The sequence below is a fragment of the Alphaproteobacteria bacterium genome (assembly GCA_039980135.1).
In the GTDB taxonomy this organism is placed as follows: Bacteria; Pseudomonadota; Alphaproteobacteria; order UBA6615; family UBA6615; genus UBA8079.
Map to the genome: position 1 here is coordinate 264,781 of JBDXCV010000013.1, position 13,935 is coordinate 278,715.

General features: G+C 63.2%; 13 protein-coding genes. All 13 read right to left on the reverse strand.

Annotation, left to right across the window (positions count from 1 at the left end):
• Positions 1 to 53: 53 nt before the first annotated feature.
• Positions 54 to 1,247, reverse strand: coding sequence for a 1-deoxy-D-xylulose-5-phosphate reductoisomerase (gene dxr / locus ABJ363_17135; GenBank protein MEP4380714.1), 1,194 nt, complete (start codon positions 1,245 to 1,247; stop codon positions 54 to 56).
• Positions 1,238 to 2,077 (reverse strand): phosphatidate cytidylyltransferase, encoded by an 840-nt coding sequence (locus tag ABJ363_17140; protein ID MEP4380715.1) that lies wholly within the window; start codon positions 2,075 to 2,077, stop codon positions 1,238 to 1,240. The genes dxr and ABJ363_17140 overlap by 10 nt, the downstream gene beginning before the upstream one ends.
• A gap of 5 nt (positions 2,078 to 2,082) precedes the next feature.
• The gene (locus ABJ363_17145; protein ID MEP4380716.1) at positions 2,083 to 2,811 is read right to left on the reverse strand and encodes an isoprenyl transferase; all 729 of its coding nucleotides are present in this window, start codon (positions 2,809 to 2,811) and stop codon (positions 2,083 to 2,085) included.
• Between the two features lie 4 nt (positions 2,812 to 2,815).
• Positions 2,816 to 3,337 (reverse strand): ribosome recycling factor, encoded by a 522-nt coding sequence (gene frr / locus ABJ363_17150; GenBank protein MEP4380717.1) that lies wholly within the window; start codon positions 3,335 to 3,337, stop codon positions 2,816 to 2,818.
• A 33-nt stretch (positions 3,338 to 3,370) separates the two neighbouring features.
• Positions 3,371 to 4,096: a UMP kinase gene (gene pyrH / locus ABJ363_17155; GenBank protein MEP4380718.1), complete on the reverse strand. Its 726-nt coding sequence runs from the start codon at positions 4,094 to 4,096 to the stop codon at positions 3,371 to 3,373.
• A gap of 32 nt (positions 4,097 to 4,128) precedes the next feature.
• Entirely contained in the window at positions 4,129 to 5,049 is a 921-nt protein-coding gene (gene tsf, locus ABJ363_17160) for a translation elongation factor Ts (protein ID MEP4380719.1), read from the reverse strand.
• Between the two features lie 58 nt (positions 5,050 to 5,107).
• Positions 5,108 to 5,977: a 30S ribosomal protein S2 gene (gene rpsB / locus ABJ363_17165; GenBank protein ID MEP4380720.1), complete on the reverse strand. Its 870-nt coding sequence runs from the start codon at positions 5,975 to 5,977 to the stop codon at positions 5,108 to 5,110.
• Positions 5,978 to 6,172: 195 nt separating this feature from the next.
• Positions 6,173 to 6,514 carry a cupin gene (locus ABJ363_17170; protein ID MEP4380721.1) on the reverse strand — a complete coding sequence of 114 codons (342 nt, stop codon included), beginning with the start codon at positions 6,512 to 6,514 and terminating at the stop codon, positions 6,173 to 6,175.
• Between the two features lie 16 nt (positions 6,515 to 6,530).
• Positions 6,531 to 6,860, reverse strand: a complete 330-nt coding sequence (locus ABJ363_17175; GenBank protein MEP4380722.1) for a cupin domain-containing protein — start codon at positions 6,858 to 6,860, stop codon at positions 6,531 to 6,533.
• A gap of 78 nt (positions 6,861 to 6,938) precedes the next feature.
• The gene (gene dnaE / locus ABJ363_17180) at positions 6,939 to 10,502 is read right to left on the reverse strand and encodes a DNA polymerase III subunit alpha (GenBank protein ID MEP4380723.1); all 3,564 of its coding nucleotides are present in this window, start codon (positions 10,500 to 10,502) and stop codon (positions 6,939 to 6,941) included.
• Between the two features lie 68 nt (positions 10,503 to 10,570).
• Positions 10,571 to 11,251: an ABC transporter ATP-binding protein gene (locus tag ABJ363_17185; protein ID MEP4380724.1), complete on the reverse strand. Its 681-nt coding sequence runs from the start codon at positions 11,249 to 11,251 to the stop codon at positions 10,571 to 10,573.
• Complete coding sequence (locus ABJ363_17190; protein MEP4380725.1) at positions 11,244 to 12,488, reverse strand: lipoprotein-releasing ABC transporter permease subunit; 1,245 nt, start codon at positions 12,486 to 12,488, stop codon at positions 11,244 to 11,246. The genes ABJ363_17185 and ABJ363_17190 overlap by 8 nt, the downstream gene beginning before the upstream one ends.
• Positions 12,489 to 12,563: 75 nt before the next feature.
• Positions 12,564 to 13,889, reverse strand: a complete 1,326-nt coding sequence (gene proS / locus ABJ363_17195) for a proline--tRNA ligase (GenBank protein ID MEP4380726.1) — start codon at positions 13,887 to 13,889, stop codon at positions 12,564 to 12,566.
• Positions 13,890 to 13,935: the final 46 nt, after the last annotated feature.

The following is a 13,935-nucleotide window of genomic DNA, read 5'->3' on the forward strand; positions in this document are numbered from 1 at the left end:
ATCCCTATTCACAAACCCGACCGAAAGCATGGCAGGGAATGCTTGAAGTGGCGTTAAGAAGCGGATTTTACAAGCTTTTCTGCGACATGTCGGCTTTCACCGTCCAGCGACCTGAAATCCTCCAGCGAGGCGATTGCGTGGCCATCGACCGTTTCGAGCACCCGCGCCACCGTTTCGGCGATTTCCAGGAACCCGAGCCGGCCCTGAAGGAAACTTTCCACCGCGACCTCGTTCGCCGCATTCAGGATCACGGTCGCGCCCCGGCCCGCCGACAACGCGTCCCGGGCGAGCGCAATCGAGGGAAAGCGCACATCATCGGGCTGTTCGAATTCAAGCGAACCGATCGCCGCAAGGTCCAGGCGCGCCGCGGGACTCTCCATTCGCGCCGGCCAGGCCAGCGCATGGGCGATCGGTACCCGCATGTCCGGCGTGCCCATCTGGGCCAGGACCGAACCGTCCACATAGGCGACCATCGAGTGGACAACCGATTGCGGATGCACCAGCACGTCGATATCCGCCGCGTCGACCGGAAACAGATAGGCCGCCTCGATCAATTCGAGGCCCTTGTTCATCATCGTCGCGGAATCCACGGAAATTTTCCGGCCCATGTCCCAGTTGGGATGCGCGATCGCCTCGGCGGGGGTGGCCGTCGCCATGCGGTCACGCGACCATGACCGGAATGGCCCGCCGGACGCGGTAAGGATTAGCTTCTCCACATCGCCGGCGTTCTCGGCCTCGAACACCTGGAAGATCGCATTATGCTCGGAATCGAGCGGTAGCAGACGGGTGCCGAAACGTGCCGTTGCGGCCAGCACAAGGTCGCCGGCACAGACAAGGCTCTCCTTGTTGGCCAGCGCCACGAGCGTGCCCTGCCCGACCGCAGAGAGGGTGGAATCCAGCCCCGCCGCCCCCACGATCCCGGCAACGATGAGATCGGCAGGAACGCCACCGGCGGCAACCAACGCCTCTGGCCCGGCCGCCGCCTCGATCCCGCTTCCGGCGAGGGATTCTCGCAAAGCCGCATATGCCGACGGATCGGCGACCACGGCGAGTTCCGCGCCGAACTCCCGCGCCAGTGCCGCCAGTTCAATGGCGTTCGTGTTGGCGGTCAGCGCCACGATTTCGAAACGGTCCCGGTTGCGCCGGATGAGGTCCGCGGTACTGTTGCCGATCGAACCCGTGGCGCCGAGGATCGAGATACGGCGCGCCGCGTGGCTCGACGGGGTCTCGATTTCGCTCAACGCCATAGGATGAAATCCGTTCCGAACAGCAAGGCCAGCAAGGCCAGGGCGGGTGCGGCGAAGAGTACGCCGTCGACCCGGTCGAGTACACCGCCATGCCCGGGTATGAGCGTGCCGGAATCCTTCACATCGAAGCGACGCTTGATCCAGGATTCGAACAGGTCGCCGCTTTGGGTTGCCAGCGACAGGATAAACGCGATGCCGAGTGCGGGTTCCGACGGCACCCCCGCGAGCCGGGCCAGCAGGGCCGCCGTCGCCAGCGCAAACAACACGGCACCCGCCGCGCCCGCCCATGTCTTGTTGGGGCTGATGCGCGGGGCCAAACGAGGTCCGCCGATAATGCGCCCGGCGACGTATCCACCGATATCCGACATCCAGACCATCGCGAACAGGAACAGGACGAGGTCAAGCCCGGTCTCGGGTTGCAGGCGCAGGAACAACAAGGCCACGGCGGCCAGGCCGAGATGAACATGCGCGACCAGGGCCCAGACCCGTTCGTTCCAGGGTGCCGAAAACGTCCCGAGGGTCAGCACCAGACCGACGACGAGCACGAGCAGACCTGCAGAAGGTCCCGCCACCTCGCCCGCGACCAGCACAAACAGCGGCACCATGATCGACTGCATGCGCAATCCGGTGCGTTCGATGACCGCGATCGCCCGCCATTCGGCGCCCGCTGCCAGCACCACGACGGCGAGCATCGCGGCGAACCAGGGCGCGCCCAGCCACACGCACGTCAACGCCACCGGCACGAGCACCAGTGCCGAGATCACCCGCAGCAACAGATTGCTGGGAGCCCGTGTCGGCGCGGCGGGCGGATGGTCCGGGCTTTTGCTCAAGGGCGCTAGCCGGCCACGGCGCCGAAGCGGCGTTCGCGCCGGTTGTATTCTTCGATGCATTGTTCCAGATGGGGGCGGCCGAATTCGGGCCACAGCGCATCGACGAAGACCAGCTCGGTATAGGCGCACTGCCAGAGCAGAAAATTGCTGATCCGCTGCTCGTTGGACGTCCGGATAAGCAGATCGGGATCCGGCAGGTCCCGGGTCCATAAATGTTTCGCCACCGCTTCTTCATCGATCGTTGCGGGGTCGAGGTTTCCATCGGCGGCCTGCTGCGCCAGCGCGCGGGTCGCCGCCGCGATATCCTGGCGCCCACCATAACTGAGTGCCGCCGTGAGGTTGAGGCCGGTATTTCCCGCGGTCAGCACCTCCGCGCTTTCGATCAGCGAAACAATCTCGTCGGAAAACCGTGCGCGGTCGCCGATCACGCGAATGCGCATGTCCCTGGCGTGCAGGTCGGCGGTCTCGCTTTCGAGATAGCGGCGCAGCAACCCCATAAGGTCACCGACTTCATCGCTCGGGCGATTCCAGTTCTCGGAACTGAAGCCGAACAGGGTGAGATACTTCACGCCGAGCGCCTCGGCCGCATCGAGTGTGCGTTTGACCGCCTCCGCGCCCTTTGCATGCCCCGCGGTGCGCGGCAGGCCACGCGCGCGCGCCCATCGGCCGTTGCCGTCCATGATCACCGCGATATGCGCTGGTACCCGGCCCTGTTCGTCTCCGGCGTCGGCCATCGGATCAGACCTGCATGATCTCCTGCTCTTTTGTTTCGAGCAGCGAGTCGATGTTGGAGATATGGCCGTCGGTCATCTGCTGGATGTCATCGCCCCGCGCACGGTGCTCATCCTGGGAGATGTCGCCATCCTTCTCCAGTCTCTTGAGCGAATCCATGCCGTCACGGCGAACATTGCGCACCGCGATACGCGCCTGTTCGGCATATTTCGCGGCGACCTTCGCCATTTCCTCGCGCCGTTCCTCGCTCAATTCGGGAATTGGCACCCGGATCATATTGCCCTCGGTCTGCGGGTTCAGGCCCAGCCCGGAATCCATGATCGCCTTTTCCACGGCCTTGATGTTGCCGTTGTCCCAGACCTGGACGCTCAGCATCCGCGGTTCGGGGACACTGACGGAGGCCAGCTGGTTCATGGGCATGATGGCCCCGTAGGCGTCCACGTCGACATTCTCCAGCAGAGACGTCGAAGCACGGCCCGTTCGCAGACCGCCGAATTCACGCTTCAGGGCCTCCAGCGCGCCGTCCATGCGGCGCTTGAGATCATTTTCATCTGCCGACACTTATTTCTCTCCCCTGACAATCGTGAAACGGCCCTCGCCATCGAGCACACGTTTCACTTCTCCGGCATTCTGGATCGAAAACACCAGAATCGGAATGTTGTTCTCGCGACACAGCGTGATCGCCGCCGCATCCATGACCTTGAGATCACGCTGGAGCACATCGAAATGGGACAGGCTGTCGAAGCGTTCCGCGCTCGGGTCTTTTTCCGGATCGGCGGCATAGACCCCGTCCACCTTGGTGCCCTTGAGCAGGCAGTCACAATCCATTTCCGATGCACGCAGCGCCGCCGCCGTATCGGTCGTGAAATAGGGATTGCCCGTGCCCGCCGCGAAGATCACCACCCGACCCTTCTCCATATGCCGGACGGCACGGCGGCGAATATACGGTTCGCACACGGTCGACATCGGGATCGCCGACAGGACGCGGTTCGGCACGTCGAGGTCTTCGAGGGCGCTCTGCAGCGCCAGGGCGTTCATGACCGTCGCCAGCATGCCCATATAGTCGGCGCTGGCGCGCTCCATACCCTGGGCGGCTACGGATACGCCGCGGAAGATGTTGCCGCCGCCCACGACAAGACAGAGCTCGGTTCCGGATTTCTGGACTTCCGCGATATCGCTCGCGATGCGCGCCACCATCTTGGGGTCGAGACCGAACTCGCCATCCCCCATCAGGACTTCGCCCGAAACCTTCAGGAGAACGCGCTTGAACTCAGCTTTGCCTGCCATCGGACTACCGTTCCGTTCGGCCGGTTCGCGAACTAATTGGCGAGCTTCGCCACTTCGTCGGCGAAATCGTCTTCCCGGCGTTCAATACCCTCGCCCAACGTGAAACGGACAAACCCGGCCAGTGCGACCGGCGCGCCGATCTCATTCGCCGCCGCCTCGATGACCTTCGAAACCTTGGTTTCGCCGTCGATCACGAATGTCTGCTCGTTGAGCACGACTTCTTCGTAGAACTTGCGCAGGCGCCCTTCCACCATTTTCTCGACGATCTCTTCCGGCTTGCCCGAAGCGCGCGCCTGTTCGGCGAGCACCTCGCGCTCGCGATCGAGCGCGCTGGCATCGACGGACGCAATATCGAGAAATTGCGGCTGTGCGGCGGCCACATGCATGGCGAGCTGACGGCCCAGCTCATCGAGCTTTGATGCGTCACCGGTGGATTCGAGCGCCACGAGGACGCCGATCTTGCCGAGCCCCGGTGCCACCTGATTATGGACATAGCCCGACACCACGCCGGAACCGACCGAAAGGCTGGTTGCGCGGCGGAAACCGATATTCTCGCCGATCGTGCCGACCAGTTCGACGACCGTCTCCTCGACCGACGCGCCGCCGTCGACAGCCGCCGCCTTTAGCGCCGCCTCGTCATCGCCGTGAACCATCGCCAGCGCGGTGACCTTGGTGACGAAGCCCTGGAAGATTTCGTTGCGGGCAACGAAGTCGGTCTCGGAGTTCACCTCGACCAGCGCGCCCGTCGTGCCGTCGACCGCCATACCGACCAGGCCTTCCGCAGCGGCCCGGCCCGCCTTTTTCTCGGCAGCCGAGAGACCCTTTTTGCGCAACCAGTCGATCGCGGCCTCAAGATCGCCGTCGTTCTCGGTCAATGCAGTTTTACAATCCATCATGCCCGCGCCGGACTTCTCGCGCAGTTCCTTGACGGCAGCAGCCGTGATCTCAGCCATGCTGACTCTCCACTCGAATAAAACGTTTTAACTGGTTAATTCTACGACCTTAATGACCCTATGATGCGGGCTCCGCCGGGGCTTCAGCAGCCGCGGTTTCGGCGGCAGGCGCTGCGGGAGCAGGCGCTTCGGCAGCAGGTGTTTCGGGAGCCGCTGCCGCGGCAACAACCGCTTCGGCAACCGTAGCCTCGACCGGCGGTGCCGCAGCTTCGCCGATATCGATCCCGGCGGCCGCCATGTCCTGTTGCAGGCCGTCGATCACCGCACCGGTGAACAGGTCGCAATAGAGCTGGATGGCGCGCATCGCATCGTCATTGCCCGGAATAGGCATGTCGATGTCGGCCGGATCGGAGTTGGTGTCGCAGACGCCGACCACCGGAATACCAAGCTTCTTGGCCTCCTTGATCGCGAGCTCTTCCTTGTTCGTGTCGATGACGACCACGAGGTCCGGGCGACCGCCCATTTCCTTGATGCCGCCGAGCGCCATCTCCAGCTTGTCCCGCTTGCGCGTCAGCTGCAGGGTTTCCTTCTTGGTCAGCCCCAGGGCCGATTCACCGGAAAGCTGCTCTTCCAGCTCACGAAGCGTCTTGATCGACTGGGAAATCGTCGTCCAGTTGGTGAGCATGCCGCCCAGCCAACGCTGGTTGACGTAATACTGGCCGCATTTGCGGGCCGATTCCGCGACGATGTCGCTGGCCGCGCGTTTGGTGCCCACGAACAGCACCCGACCGCCCTCGGACGCAACGCTGCGCGCCGCGTTCAGTGCGGCATAGAGCATCGGCACCGTCTGCTGCAGATCGAGAATGTGGATTCCGTTACGGACGCCGAAAATGAACGGCTCCATCTTCGGATTCCAGCGTCGGGTATTGTGGCCAAAGTGAACGCCAGCTTCCAGCAGCTGGCGCATCGTGAATGTAGGGACCGCCATGGTCTCTCTCCTTTACCGGTTGTGCCTCCGCAGACTGCCGCCCCGAGGGGCACCGGATCGACGAGCGGGGATGTCTGTCCGCCTGCCGCAGGTCTGCGTGTGGAATATGTCCCGCACATGCGAGATCGCGGGGGTGATACCCCCATGGCCGCCCGATGACAAGGCCTTATTGATCCAAGCGGCCTGTAATACGCTCTAGGTCTTCTTGTATTCTATTTCCAAGGCGATCAGCGGATCGTCGCCGACCACGGTCACGTTGTGCTCGAAGCCGTCGCCGACCTCGTAGAACGTCGCCGCGCCCTTCTTGGACGCCATCGATGACGGCGCGTCGCCACCACCGCGTTCGATGCGCACCTCGCTGTCACCGAAATGATAGCCGACATAGTCGAGGTCATGGCTGTGCCAGCCCGAGCTCTGGCCTTTTTCGATATGGTGAAAGGTGATCCGGGTCGTGTCGTTGTCGATCAGGACCTCATAATGTCCCTGCTTGTCCGCCGGTATCTCCGCGCGAGTCTTTTCTTCAAGCTTTTCAGACATGTACGCCTCCCGAAGCCTAGTATTTGTACTCGATCTCCAGCACCCGAATATCGACATCGCCCGCATTCATGGCGTTGTGTTCAATCGGCGCCTTGATCATCACGGCCTTGCCGGGAACATAATCGACATCGCGCTCGCTGCCGTCCGCCATATCCATGTGCAAACGCCCTTCGGATTGCTGGATCGTCAGATAATCGAATTCATGGCGATGCCAGCCGGTTTGTTGCCCGGGCTTGATATGCCATTGGGTGACGCGGGTTTTCTCGTCGTCGACCAGTATCTCGAAATGTCCGACCTCGCGATCGGCGGCCTCGCTGGCGGTCTTTTCCATCAGTTTCGTAGACATGATTCTATCTCCCGCGTTGTACCCACAAACCTACATTTGAAGACCGGGGCACGTAAAGCGCGGTGCCGTTCGGAATATCTAGATTTCCTGCACGTCCACGACGCCGGGAATGGCGCGCATCGCCCGGTTCAGTTCAGGCGTACACAGATAGCCGCCGTCGAGACGGACAATGACGTCCTGCTCACCATCGGGAATGACCAGCCGTATCCGGCCATTGCCGCGCTTGCCCTCGTCCGGGCGCGCCTCCCGGTCGATCAGGGTTTTGAGGGAGCCGATCGGCGCCATCCCGTCGAGCCATATCTTGATCGCGACCGGCGCATTCGCCGCGGCCGCGTCGAGTTCCCGCACGCTCTGGCCTGTCAGGCGCAGCTGGCCTTCCTCGAACCTGGCCGCCGTCTGCACCAGCACCGGCTTGCCACTTTCCAGCACCTCTCGCGACGCGGCCAGAACCTCCGAAAACATGGTGACTTCGATCGTGCCGGCGGCATCTGAAAGCGTCACAAACGCGTAGCGGCTGCCGCGCTGGGACGTGCGCTGCTGAACCGCGATCACCGAACCGGCCAGCACCACATTGGCCGCACCGCCCTGCCGCTCGACGGTCTGCTCCAGCTCCGCGCTGCCGACCACACCAAGCCGGTCCAGCAGGGTTCCATAGTCGTCCAGGGGATGGGCGGACATGTAGAACCCGACCGCATACATCTCACGCTGCAGCCGGTCCGCTTGCGGCCAGTCCCCGCGGTCCGCCGGCTGGGGCGCGGGCAACCCGCCGTCTTCGCCGACATCGCCCAACAGGCTGAACTGACCGCTTTCGCGCTCACGCTGGATGGCCTGCGCATGCCCCAGGATCTGGTCGATCGCGTCGAACGTCCGGGCGCGATTGCCGTCCAGACTGTCGAAGGCGCCGGCCTGGACCAGCTGCTCGAGCTGGCGACGGTTCATGACATGGGCATCGAGCCGGCTTACCACCTCATAGGGGCTGTCGAAGGAGCCGTTGGAGTCGCGTTCGCGAACAAGATCGCGCATCGCGCCCTGCCCGACCCCCTTGATCGCCGACAGCGCATAGTGAATCCCGCCGATTGCGGGCACGTCCGCATCATCGGACGCCGCTTTCGACGCCTCTTCCGATGACGGGGCGTCGGCGTTGATACGCGCGACGGTGAACTCAACGCCGGACCGATTCACGTCCGGCGGCAGCAGATCAATGCGCTGCCTGGCCAGTTCCTGCTTGTAGATCGCCAGCTTGTCCGTATTCCCCATATCCAGGGTCATGGACGCGGCGAAGAATTCGACGGGGTAATTGGCCTTCAGATAGGCCGTCTGATAGGCGATCAGGGCGTAGGCGGCCGCGTGGGCCTTGTTGAAACCGTAGCCGGCGAACTTGGCGATGGTCTCGAAGATGCGGGTGGACGTGGCCTCGTCGACCCCGCGCTCCTTCGCACCGGCGACGAATGTCTCCTGCTGGGCATCCATCTCCGACTGGATTTTCTTGCCCATGGCCCGACGCAACAGATCCGCGCCGCCCAGCGTGTAGCCCGCCAGTTCCTGGGCCATCTGCATCACCTGCTCCTGGTAAATCGGGATGCCGTAGGTCTCTTTCAGACAGCTCTCCAGATCGTCGTGCAGGTAATCGACGGCCTCCCTTTCATGCTTTCGCGCAATATAGCTCGGGATATTGTCCATCGGCCCGGGCCGATAGAGTGCGACGACGGCGATGATGTCCTCGAAACGGTCCGGAACCAGCTTGCGCAGCACGTCGCGAACCCCGGAGGATTCACACTGGAACACGCCCGTCGTGTCGCCGCGCGCCAGCATGTCGAAAGTCCGCGTATCGTCCAGCGGCAAGGTCTCGAGATCAATCCCCACGTCCCGGTCGGCCAACAACTCCACGGCCTTCTGCAGCACGTCGAGGGTCTTCAGCCCCAGGAAATCAAACTTCACCAGCCCCGCCGCCTCGACATACTTCATGCTGAACTGGGTCGATAGCGTCGCGGCGCGCGGGTCACGGAACAGCGGGATGATGTCCGACAATGGCCGGTCACCAATCACGACGCCGGCGGCGTGGGTCGAGGAGTTCCGGTACAGACCCTCGAGCTTGAGCGCGAGGTCGAGCAGATGCGCCACCGCCTCATCCTCGTCGCGCAGCGCCTGTAGCGCGTCTTCGCTGTCAATGGCTTCCTGCAGCGTCATCGGGTTGGCCGGATTATTCGGCACCATCTTGGCAATCCGGTCCACCTGCCCGTAGGGCATCTCCAGGACCCGGCCCACATCGCGCACCACCGCGCGCGCCTGCAGCTTGCCGAAGGTGATGATCTGGGCGACCCGGTCATGACCGAATTTCTGTTGCACGTAGTGAATGACCTCGTCGCGCCGTTCCTGGCAGAAATCGATATCGAAGTCGGGCATCGACACGCGTTCGGGATTCAAAAAGCGCTCGAAAAACAGGCCGAAACGCAGCGGGTCAAGGTCCGTGATCGTCAGCGCCCAGGCCACCGCAGACCCGGCACCCGAACCACGGCCCGGTCCGACCGCCACACCGTTCGCCTTGGACCATTTGATGAAGTCGGAAACGATCAGGAAGTAGCCCGGATATCCCATGTTAACAATGGTTTCGAGCTCGAACTTCAATCGTTCTCTATAGGGTGTCGCGGCGGCCTCACGGGCGGCAGCATCCATATCGTCGGTGTACACATGGGCGGCCAGCCGCGCCTCGAGCCCGGCTTCAGCCTCCGTGCGCAGCTCCTGTTCTTCCGTGCGGCCACCTTCGGTCGGATAGGGCGGCAGCATCGGCGCCGTTTCCGTCGGCATGAACGCGCAACGGCGCGCCACCACAAGTGTGTTTTCGATGGCTTCCGGCAAATCGGCGAAAAGCGCCCGCATTTCGGCGGCGGACTTGAACCGGTGCTCGGGCGTGACACGCCGGCGCTCCGACTGGGACACGTAGGCGCTCTGGGAGATGCACAACAGGGCATCATGGGCCTCATACATGCCCTCATCCGCGAAGAAGGCCTCATTTGTCGCAAGCAGCGGGATATCATGGGCATAGGCCAGATCGATGAAGGCAGGCTCCAGCCGGTCTTCGATCGCAAGCCCATGGCGCTGCACTTCCATGTACAAACGGCCCGGGAACAGCCCCTTCAGTCGTTCCAGGACGGCTGTCGCGGCATCCATCTGGCCTTCGGCGATCAGCCGCCCGACCGGGCCGGCAACGCCGCCCGTGAGTGCAATCAGCCCGCCGGTCGAATCTTCGATCTCGTCCAGGGTGATAACCGGGTTCCGGTCGTCTGCCATCTCCACATAGGACCGGCTGACAATGTGCAGCAGATTGCCGTAACCCGCCTCGGACTGGGCCAGAAGCACGATCTGATCATCCGCCGGGGGTCGCGCACCACCGCGAAAGCCATTGCGGGATTCGTCCGATTCCGGCGCGAGTGCGAACTGACAACCAACGATCGGCTGAATGCCGGCCTTTGCCGCGGCCATCGAGAACTCCAGCGCCCCGAAAAGATTCCCCGTATCGGTGATGGCCACCGCCGGCATCTGCCGCTCACGGCACAGCTCGACGAGTTGCGGAATGCGCAGCGCACCCTCGGCCAGCGAATAGGCGGAATGAACGCGCAGATGGACAAAATCGGCATGTGTCATGATCCCGCGACACTAGCCCGATTCGAGGCGTCCACGACCCCTCCAATCACGTGCAATCCGGGGACAACTCAGGCCGGCTCGACCCGCCCGTCACGCAGGCGCAGCGTACGGTCCATTTTGGCGGCCAGGTCCAGGTTATGGGTCGCTATCAGGGCCGCGAGCCGGGCACCCCGGACCAGCTTGAGCATCTGATCGAACACACCGCCCGCGGTCTCGGGATCGAGGTTGCCGGTCGGTTCGTCTGCCAGCAGGATTGCCGGGGCATTTGCCACGCTGCGGGCGATCGCGATCCGCTGCTGCTCGCCGCCACTAAGCTGTCCCGGCCGATGGGATGCCCGGTCTGTAAGCCCCATCATTTCCAGCAGCTCATTGGCGCGCGCGCGCGCCTCGGCGCGGCTGGTGCCCGCGATCATCTGCGGCAGCATGATGTTTTCCTGGGCCGAGAATTCCGGCAACAGATGATGGAATTGATAGACAAACCCCAGCGTGCCGCGGCGCAGCCGGGTCCGATCAGCCTCCGGCAACCCCGAACATGCCTCTTCACCGATAATCACGTCGCCGGTGTCGGGCCGCTCGAGCAGGCCCGCGATGTGCAACAACGTGGACTTTCCCGCGCCCGAAGGGCCGACAAGGGCCACGATCTCGCCGGGCACCAACGACATCCGGACATCGCGCAGGACCTCGATTTCCCGCCCGCCCTGATGGAAGGTGCGGCCGACACCACGTATTTCCAGCGCCGAATCACTCATTGCGCAGCGCCTCCACCGGATCGAGCCGCGAGGCGCGCCAACTGGGGTACAACGTCGCCAGGACCGACAGTCCCAGCGCCATGGAGATGACCATCACCACCTCACCGGGATCGACCTCGGCGGGAAGCTGGCTCAGGAAATAGATTTCTGCGGCGAACAGTTCCGTTCCGGTGAGCGATTCAAGCCAACGCCGGATCACCTCGATATTCTCGGAGAAGACCAGCCCCAGGATCGCGCCGGAGACCGTACCGACCACGCCGATGCTGGTACCGACGATGAAAAACACCCGCATCACCATGCCGCGCGACGCCCCCACGGTGCGCAGGATGGCGATCGCCGAACCCTTGTCCTTCACCAGCATGATAAGGCTGGAGATGATGTTGAACGCCGCCACCAGGATGATCAGCGTCAGGATCAGGAACATGACGTTGCGTTCGACCTGCAAGGCATTGAAAAAGCTGCTGTTTGCCTGTTGCCAGTCGAACAGCCGATGGTTCGGGCCTGCGACCGCGGCGATGGCCAGACGCTGTCTTTGGAACGCGTCGGGGTCCTCGACGAAGACTTCGAGCTGATTGACCGTATCGCCGAGCCGGAAATACTGCTGCGCGGCGGCGAGCGGCATGAATATGAAGCTGCTGTCGAACTCGAACATGCCCACTTCGAAGGTCGCGGCCACCCGATAGGCCTGCATGCGCGGGACGGTCCCGAAGGCTGTTACCGTGCCGCGCGGAGAGACCAGCGTGACCTTGTCGCCGACCCGCACCCCCAATGTGCGCGCCAACCGAGAACCCAGCACGACGGAATCACTGCCGGCGAACTGGCTGAGCGACCCCGTTCGGATGTTTCCAGCGATAGACGGCCGTGCCGCCAGCGCTTCCGGTGTCAGACCACGCACCAGCGCGCCCGACGCCCGGCCGCCATTCGTTGCCAGAATCTGGCCCTCGACCAGCGGCGTGACCGAGAGCACCCCGTCGACCATCCGCACCCGTTCGGCGAGCGGGCCGTAGTCGGACAGCGGCCCGGTCGTGCTGACGACCGCGATATGCCCGTTGAGGCCAAGGATCCGGTCGAGAAGTTCACCGCGAAAACCGTTCATCACCGACAGCACGATGATCAGGGTGGCGACGCCAAGCGCGATGCCCATCAGCGAAAACCCGGCGATGACGGAGATGAATCCCTCGGCACGGCGGGCCCGCATATAGCGCAGGGCAATCATCCATTCGACGGGAGAAAACATCGTGATTCCAACCTGTTGGGAGCGACAGCGCGACACGAGTACAAAGAGCGAATTTGATGTCCGATTGTGGCCACCCTATGACGCCGCGCGCGCGGCGATCCAGCCGCCGAGTTCGTCGATCGCGATCTCGGATTTCTCCCCGCCTGCACGCCGCTTGACCTCGATCTTGCCGTCCTTGATGCCACGCGGTCCGACCGTGAGCTGCCAGGGCACGCCCACCAGGTCCATATCGGCAAACTTTCCGCCGGCCCGTTCGTCGCGGTCGTCGTAGAGCGCCTCAACACCGGCCGCGCCGAGTTCGGCGTAAATCCGCTCGCACGTCGCATCGCAATCCGTGTCGCCGACCTTGAGATTGATCAGCCCCACTTTCCAGGGTGCGACGGCTTCCGGCCAGATGATGCCGTTATCGTCATGGGATGCTTCGATGATCGCGCCGACAAGCCGTGACACGCCGATACCGTAGCTGCCCATTTCGAGCGTTATCCTCTGACCGTCGGTACCCTGAACAACGGCGCCGAGGGGCTCCGAATATTTGGTGCCGAAATAGAAGATGTGCCCGACCTCGATCCCGCGCGCGGTGACGAGTTGATCATCGGCGACGTCGCATTTGTCGGCATCATGCATCTCGTCCGTCGCCGCATAATGCGCCGTCCACTTGTCCACCTGCGGCTGCAAATCGGAATCGTAGTCCAGATCGTCGCCCGGCGTGTCCAGTTCCAGCAGCGCCTTGTCGCAGAACACCGCGCTTTCGCCGGTTTCCGCCAGAACAATGAACTCATGGCTCAGATCGCCGCCGATCGGGCCCGTATCGGCCGCCATCGGCACCGCCTTGAGGCCCATGCGCGCATAGGTGCGCAGGTAGGCGAGGAACATCTTGTTGTAGGAATGGACCGCGGCCTCCTTGTCGAGATCGAAGGAGTAATTGTCCTTCATCAGGAATTCGCGGCCACGCATCACACCGAAGCGCGGGCGCACCTCGTCGCGGAACTTCCACTGGATGTTGTAGAGATTCTTCGGCAGATCGCGGTAACTCGTGATCTCGTTCGCCACGATATCCGTAATCACCTCTTCCGCGGTCGGTCCGTACAGCAGCTCACGGTCATGACGGTCCGTGATCCGCAGCATCTCCTTGCCGTAATCCTCATACCGGCCCGACCCGCGCCACAACTCGGCCGACTGGATGGTCGGCATCAGGACCTCCTGGGCCCCCGCACGGTCCTGCTCTTCGCGCACGATCTGGGCGATCTTCTGCAACACCCGCAGACCCATCGGCAGCCATGTGTATATGCCGGCGGCGGACTGGCGCACCATCCCCGCGCGCAGCATCAACCGATGCGAGACGATCTGCGCCTCGGCGGGGGTTTCCTTCAGGGTCGGCAAAAACAAACGGGTACGCCGCATTCACGTTCTCCAACAAGGACTTGCTGCCGGCAGGGGCCAGCGCGCG

What these genes read in the sequence shown, in the direction of transcription:
- dxr (MEP4380714.1), bottom strand. Translation starts at nt 1,247, where the DNA reads ATGGCGTTGAGCGAAATCGAGACCCCGTCGAGCCACGCGGCGCGCCGT.
- ABJ363_17145 (MEP4380716.1), bottom strand. Translation starts at nt 2,811, where the DNA reads ATGGCCGACGCCGGAGACGAACAGGGCCGGGTACCAGCGCATATCGCG.
- frr (MEP4380717.1), bottom strand. Translation starts at nt 3,337, where the DNA reads ATGGACGGCGCGCTGGAGGCCCTGAAGCGTGAATTCGGCGGTCTGCGA.
- pyrH (MEP4380718.1), bottom strand. Translation starts at nt 4,096, where the DNA reads ATGGCAGGCAAAGCTGAGTTCAAGCGCGTTCTCCTGAAGGTTTCGGGC.
- tsf (MEP4380719.1), bottom strand. Translation starts at nt 5,049, where the DNA reads ATGGCTGAGATCACGGCTGCTGCCGTCAAGGAACTGCGCGAGAAGTCC.
- rpsB (MEP4380720.1), bottom strand. Translation starts at nt 5,977, where the DNA reads ATGGCGGTCCCTACATTCACGATGCGCCAGCTGCTGGAAGCTGGCGTT.
- ABJ363_17170 (MEP4380721.1), bottom strand. Translation starts at nt 6,514, where the DNA reads ATGTCTGAAAAGCTTGAAGAAAAGACTCGCGCGGAGATACCGGCGGAC.
- ABJ363_17175 (MEP4380722.1), bottom strand. Translation starts at nt 6,860, where the DNA reads ATGTCTACGAAACTGATGGAAAAGACCGCCAGCGAGGCCGCCGATCGC.
- dnaE (MEP4380723.1), bottom strand. Translation starts at nt 10,502, where the DNA reads ATGACACATGCCGATTTTGTCCATCTGCGCGTTCATTCCGCCTATTCG.
- ABJ363_17185 (MEP4380724.1), bottom strand. Translation starts at nt 11,251, where the DNA reads ATGAGTGATTCGGCGCTGGAAATACGTGGTGTCGGCCGCACCTTCCAT.
- ABJ363_17190 (MEP4380725.1), bottom strand. Translation starts at nt 12,488, where the DNA reads ATGTTTTCTCCCGTCGAATGGATGATTGCCCTGCGCTATATGCGGGCC.
- proS (MEP4380726.1), bottom strand. Translation starts at nt 13,889, where the DNA reads ATGCGGCGTACCCGTTTGTTTTTGCCGACCCTGAAGGAAACCCCCGCC.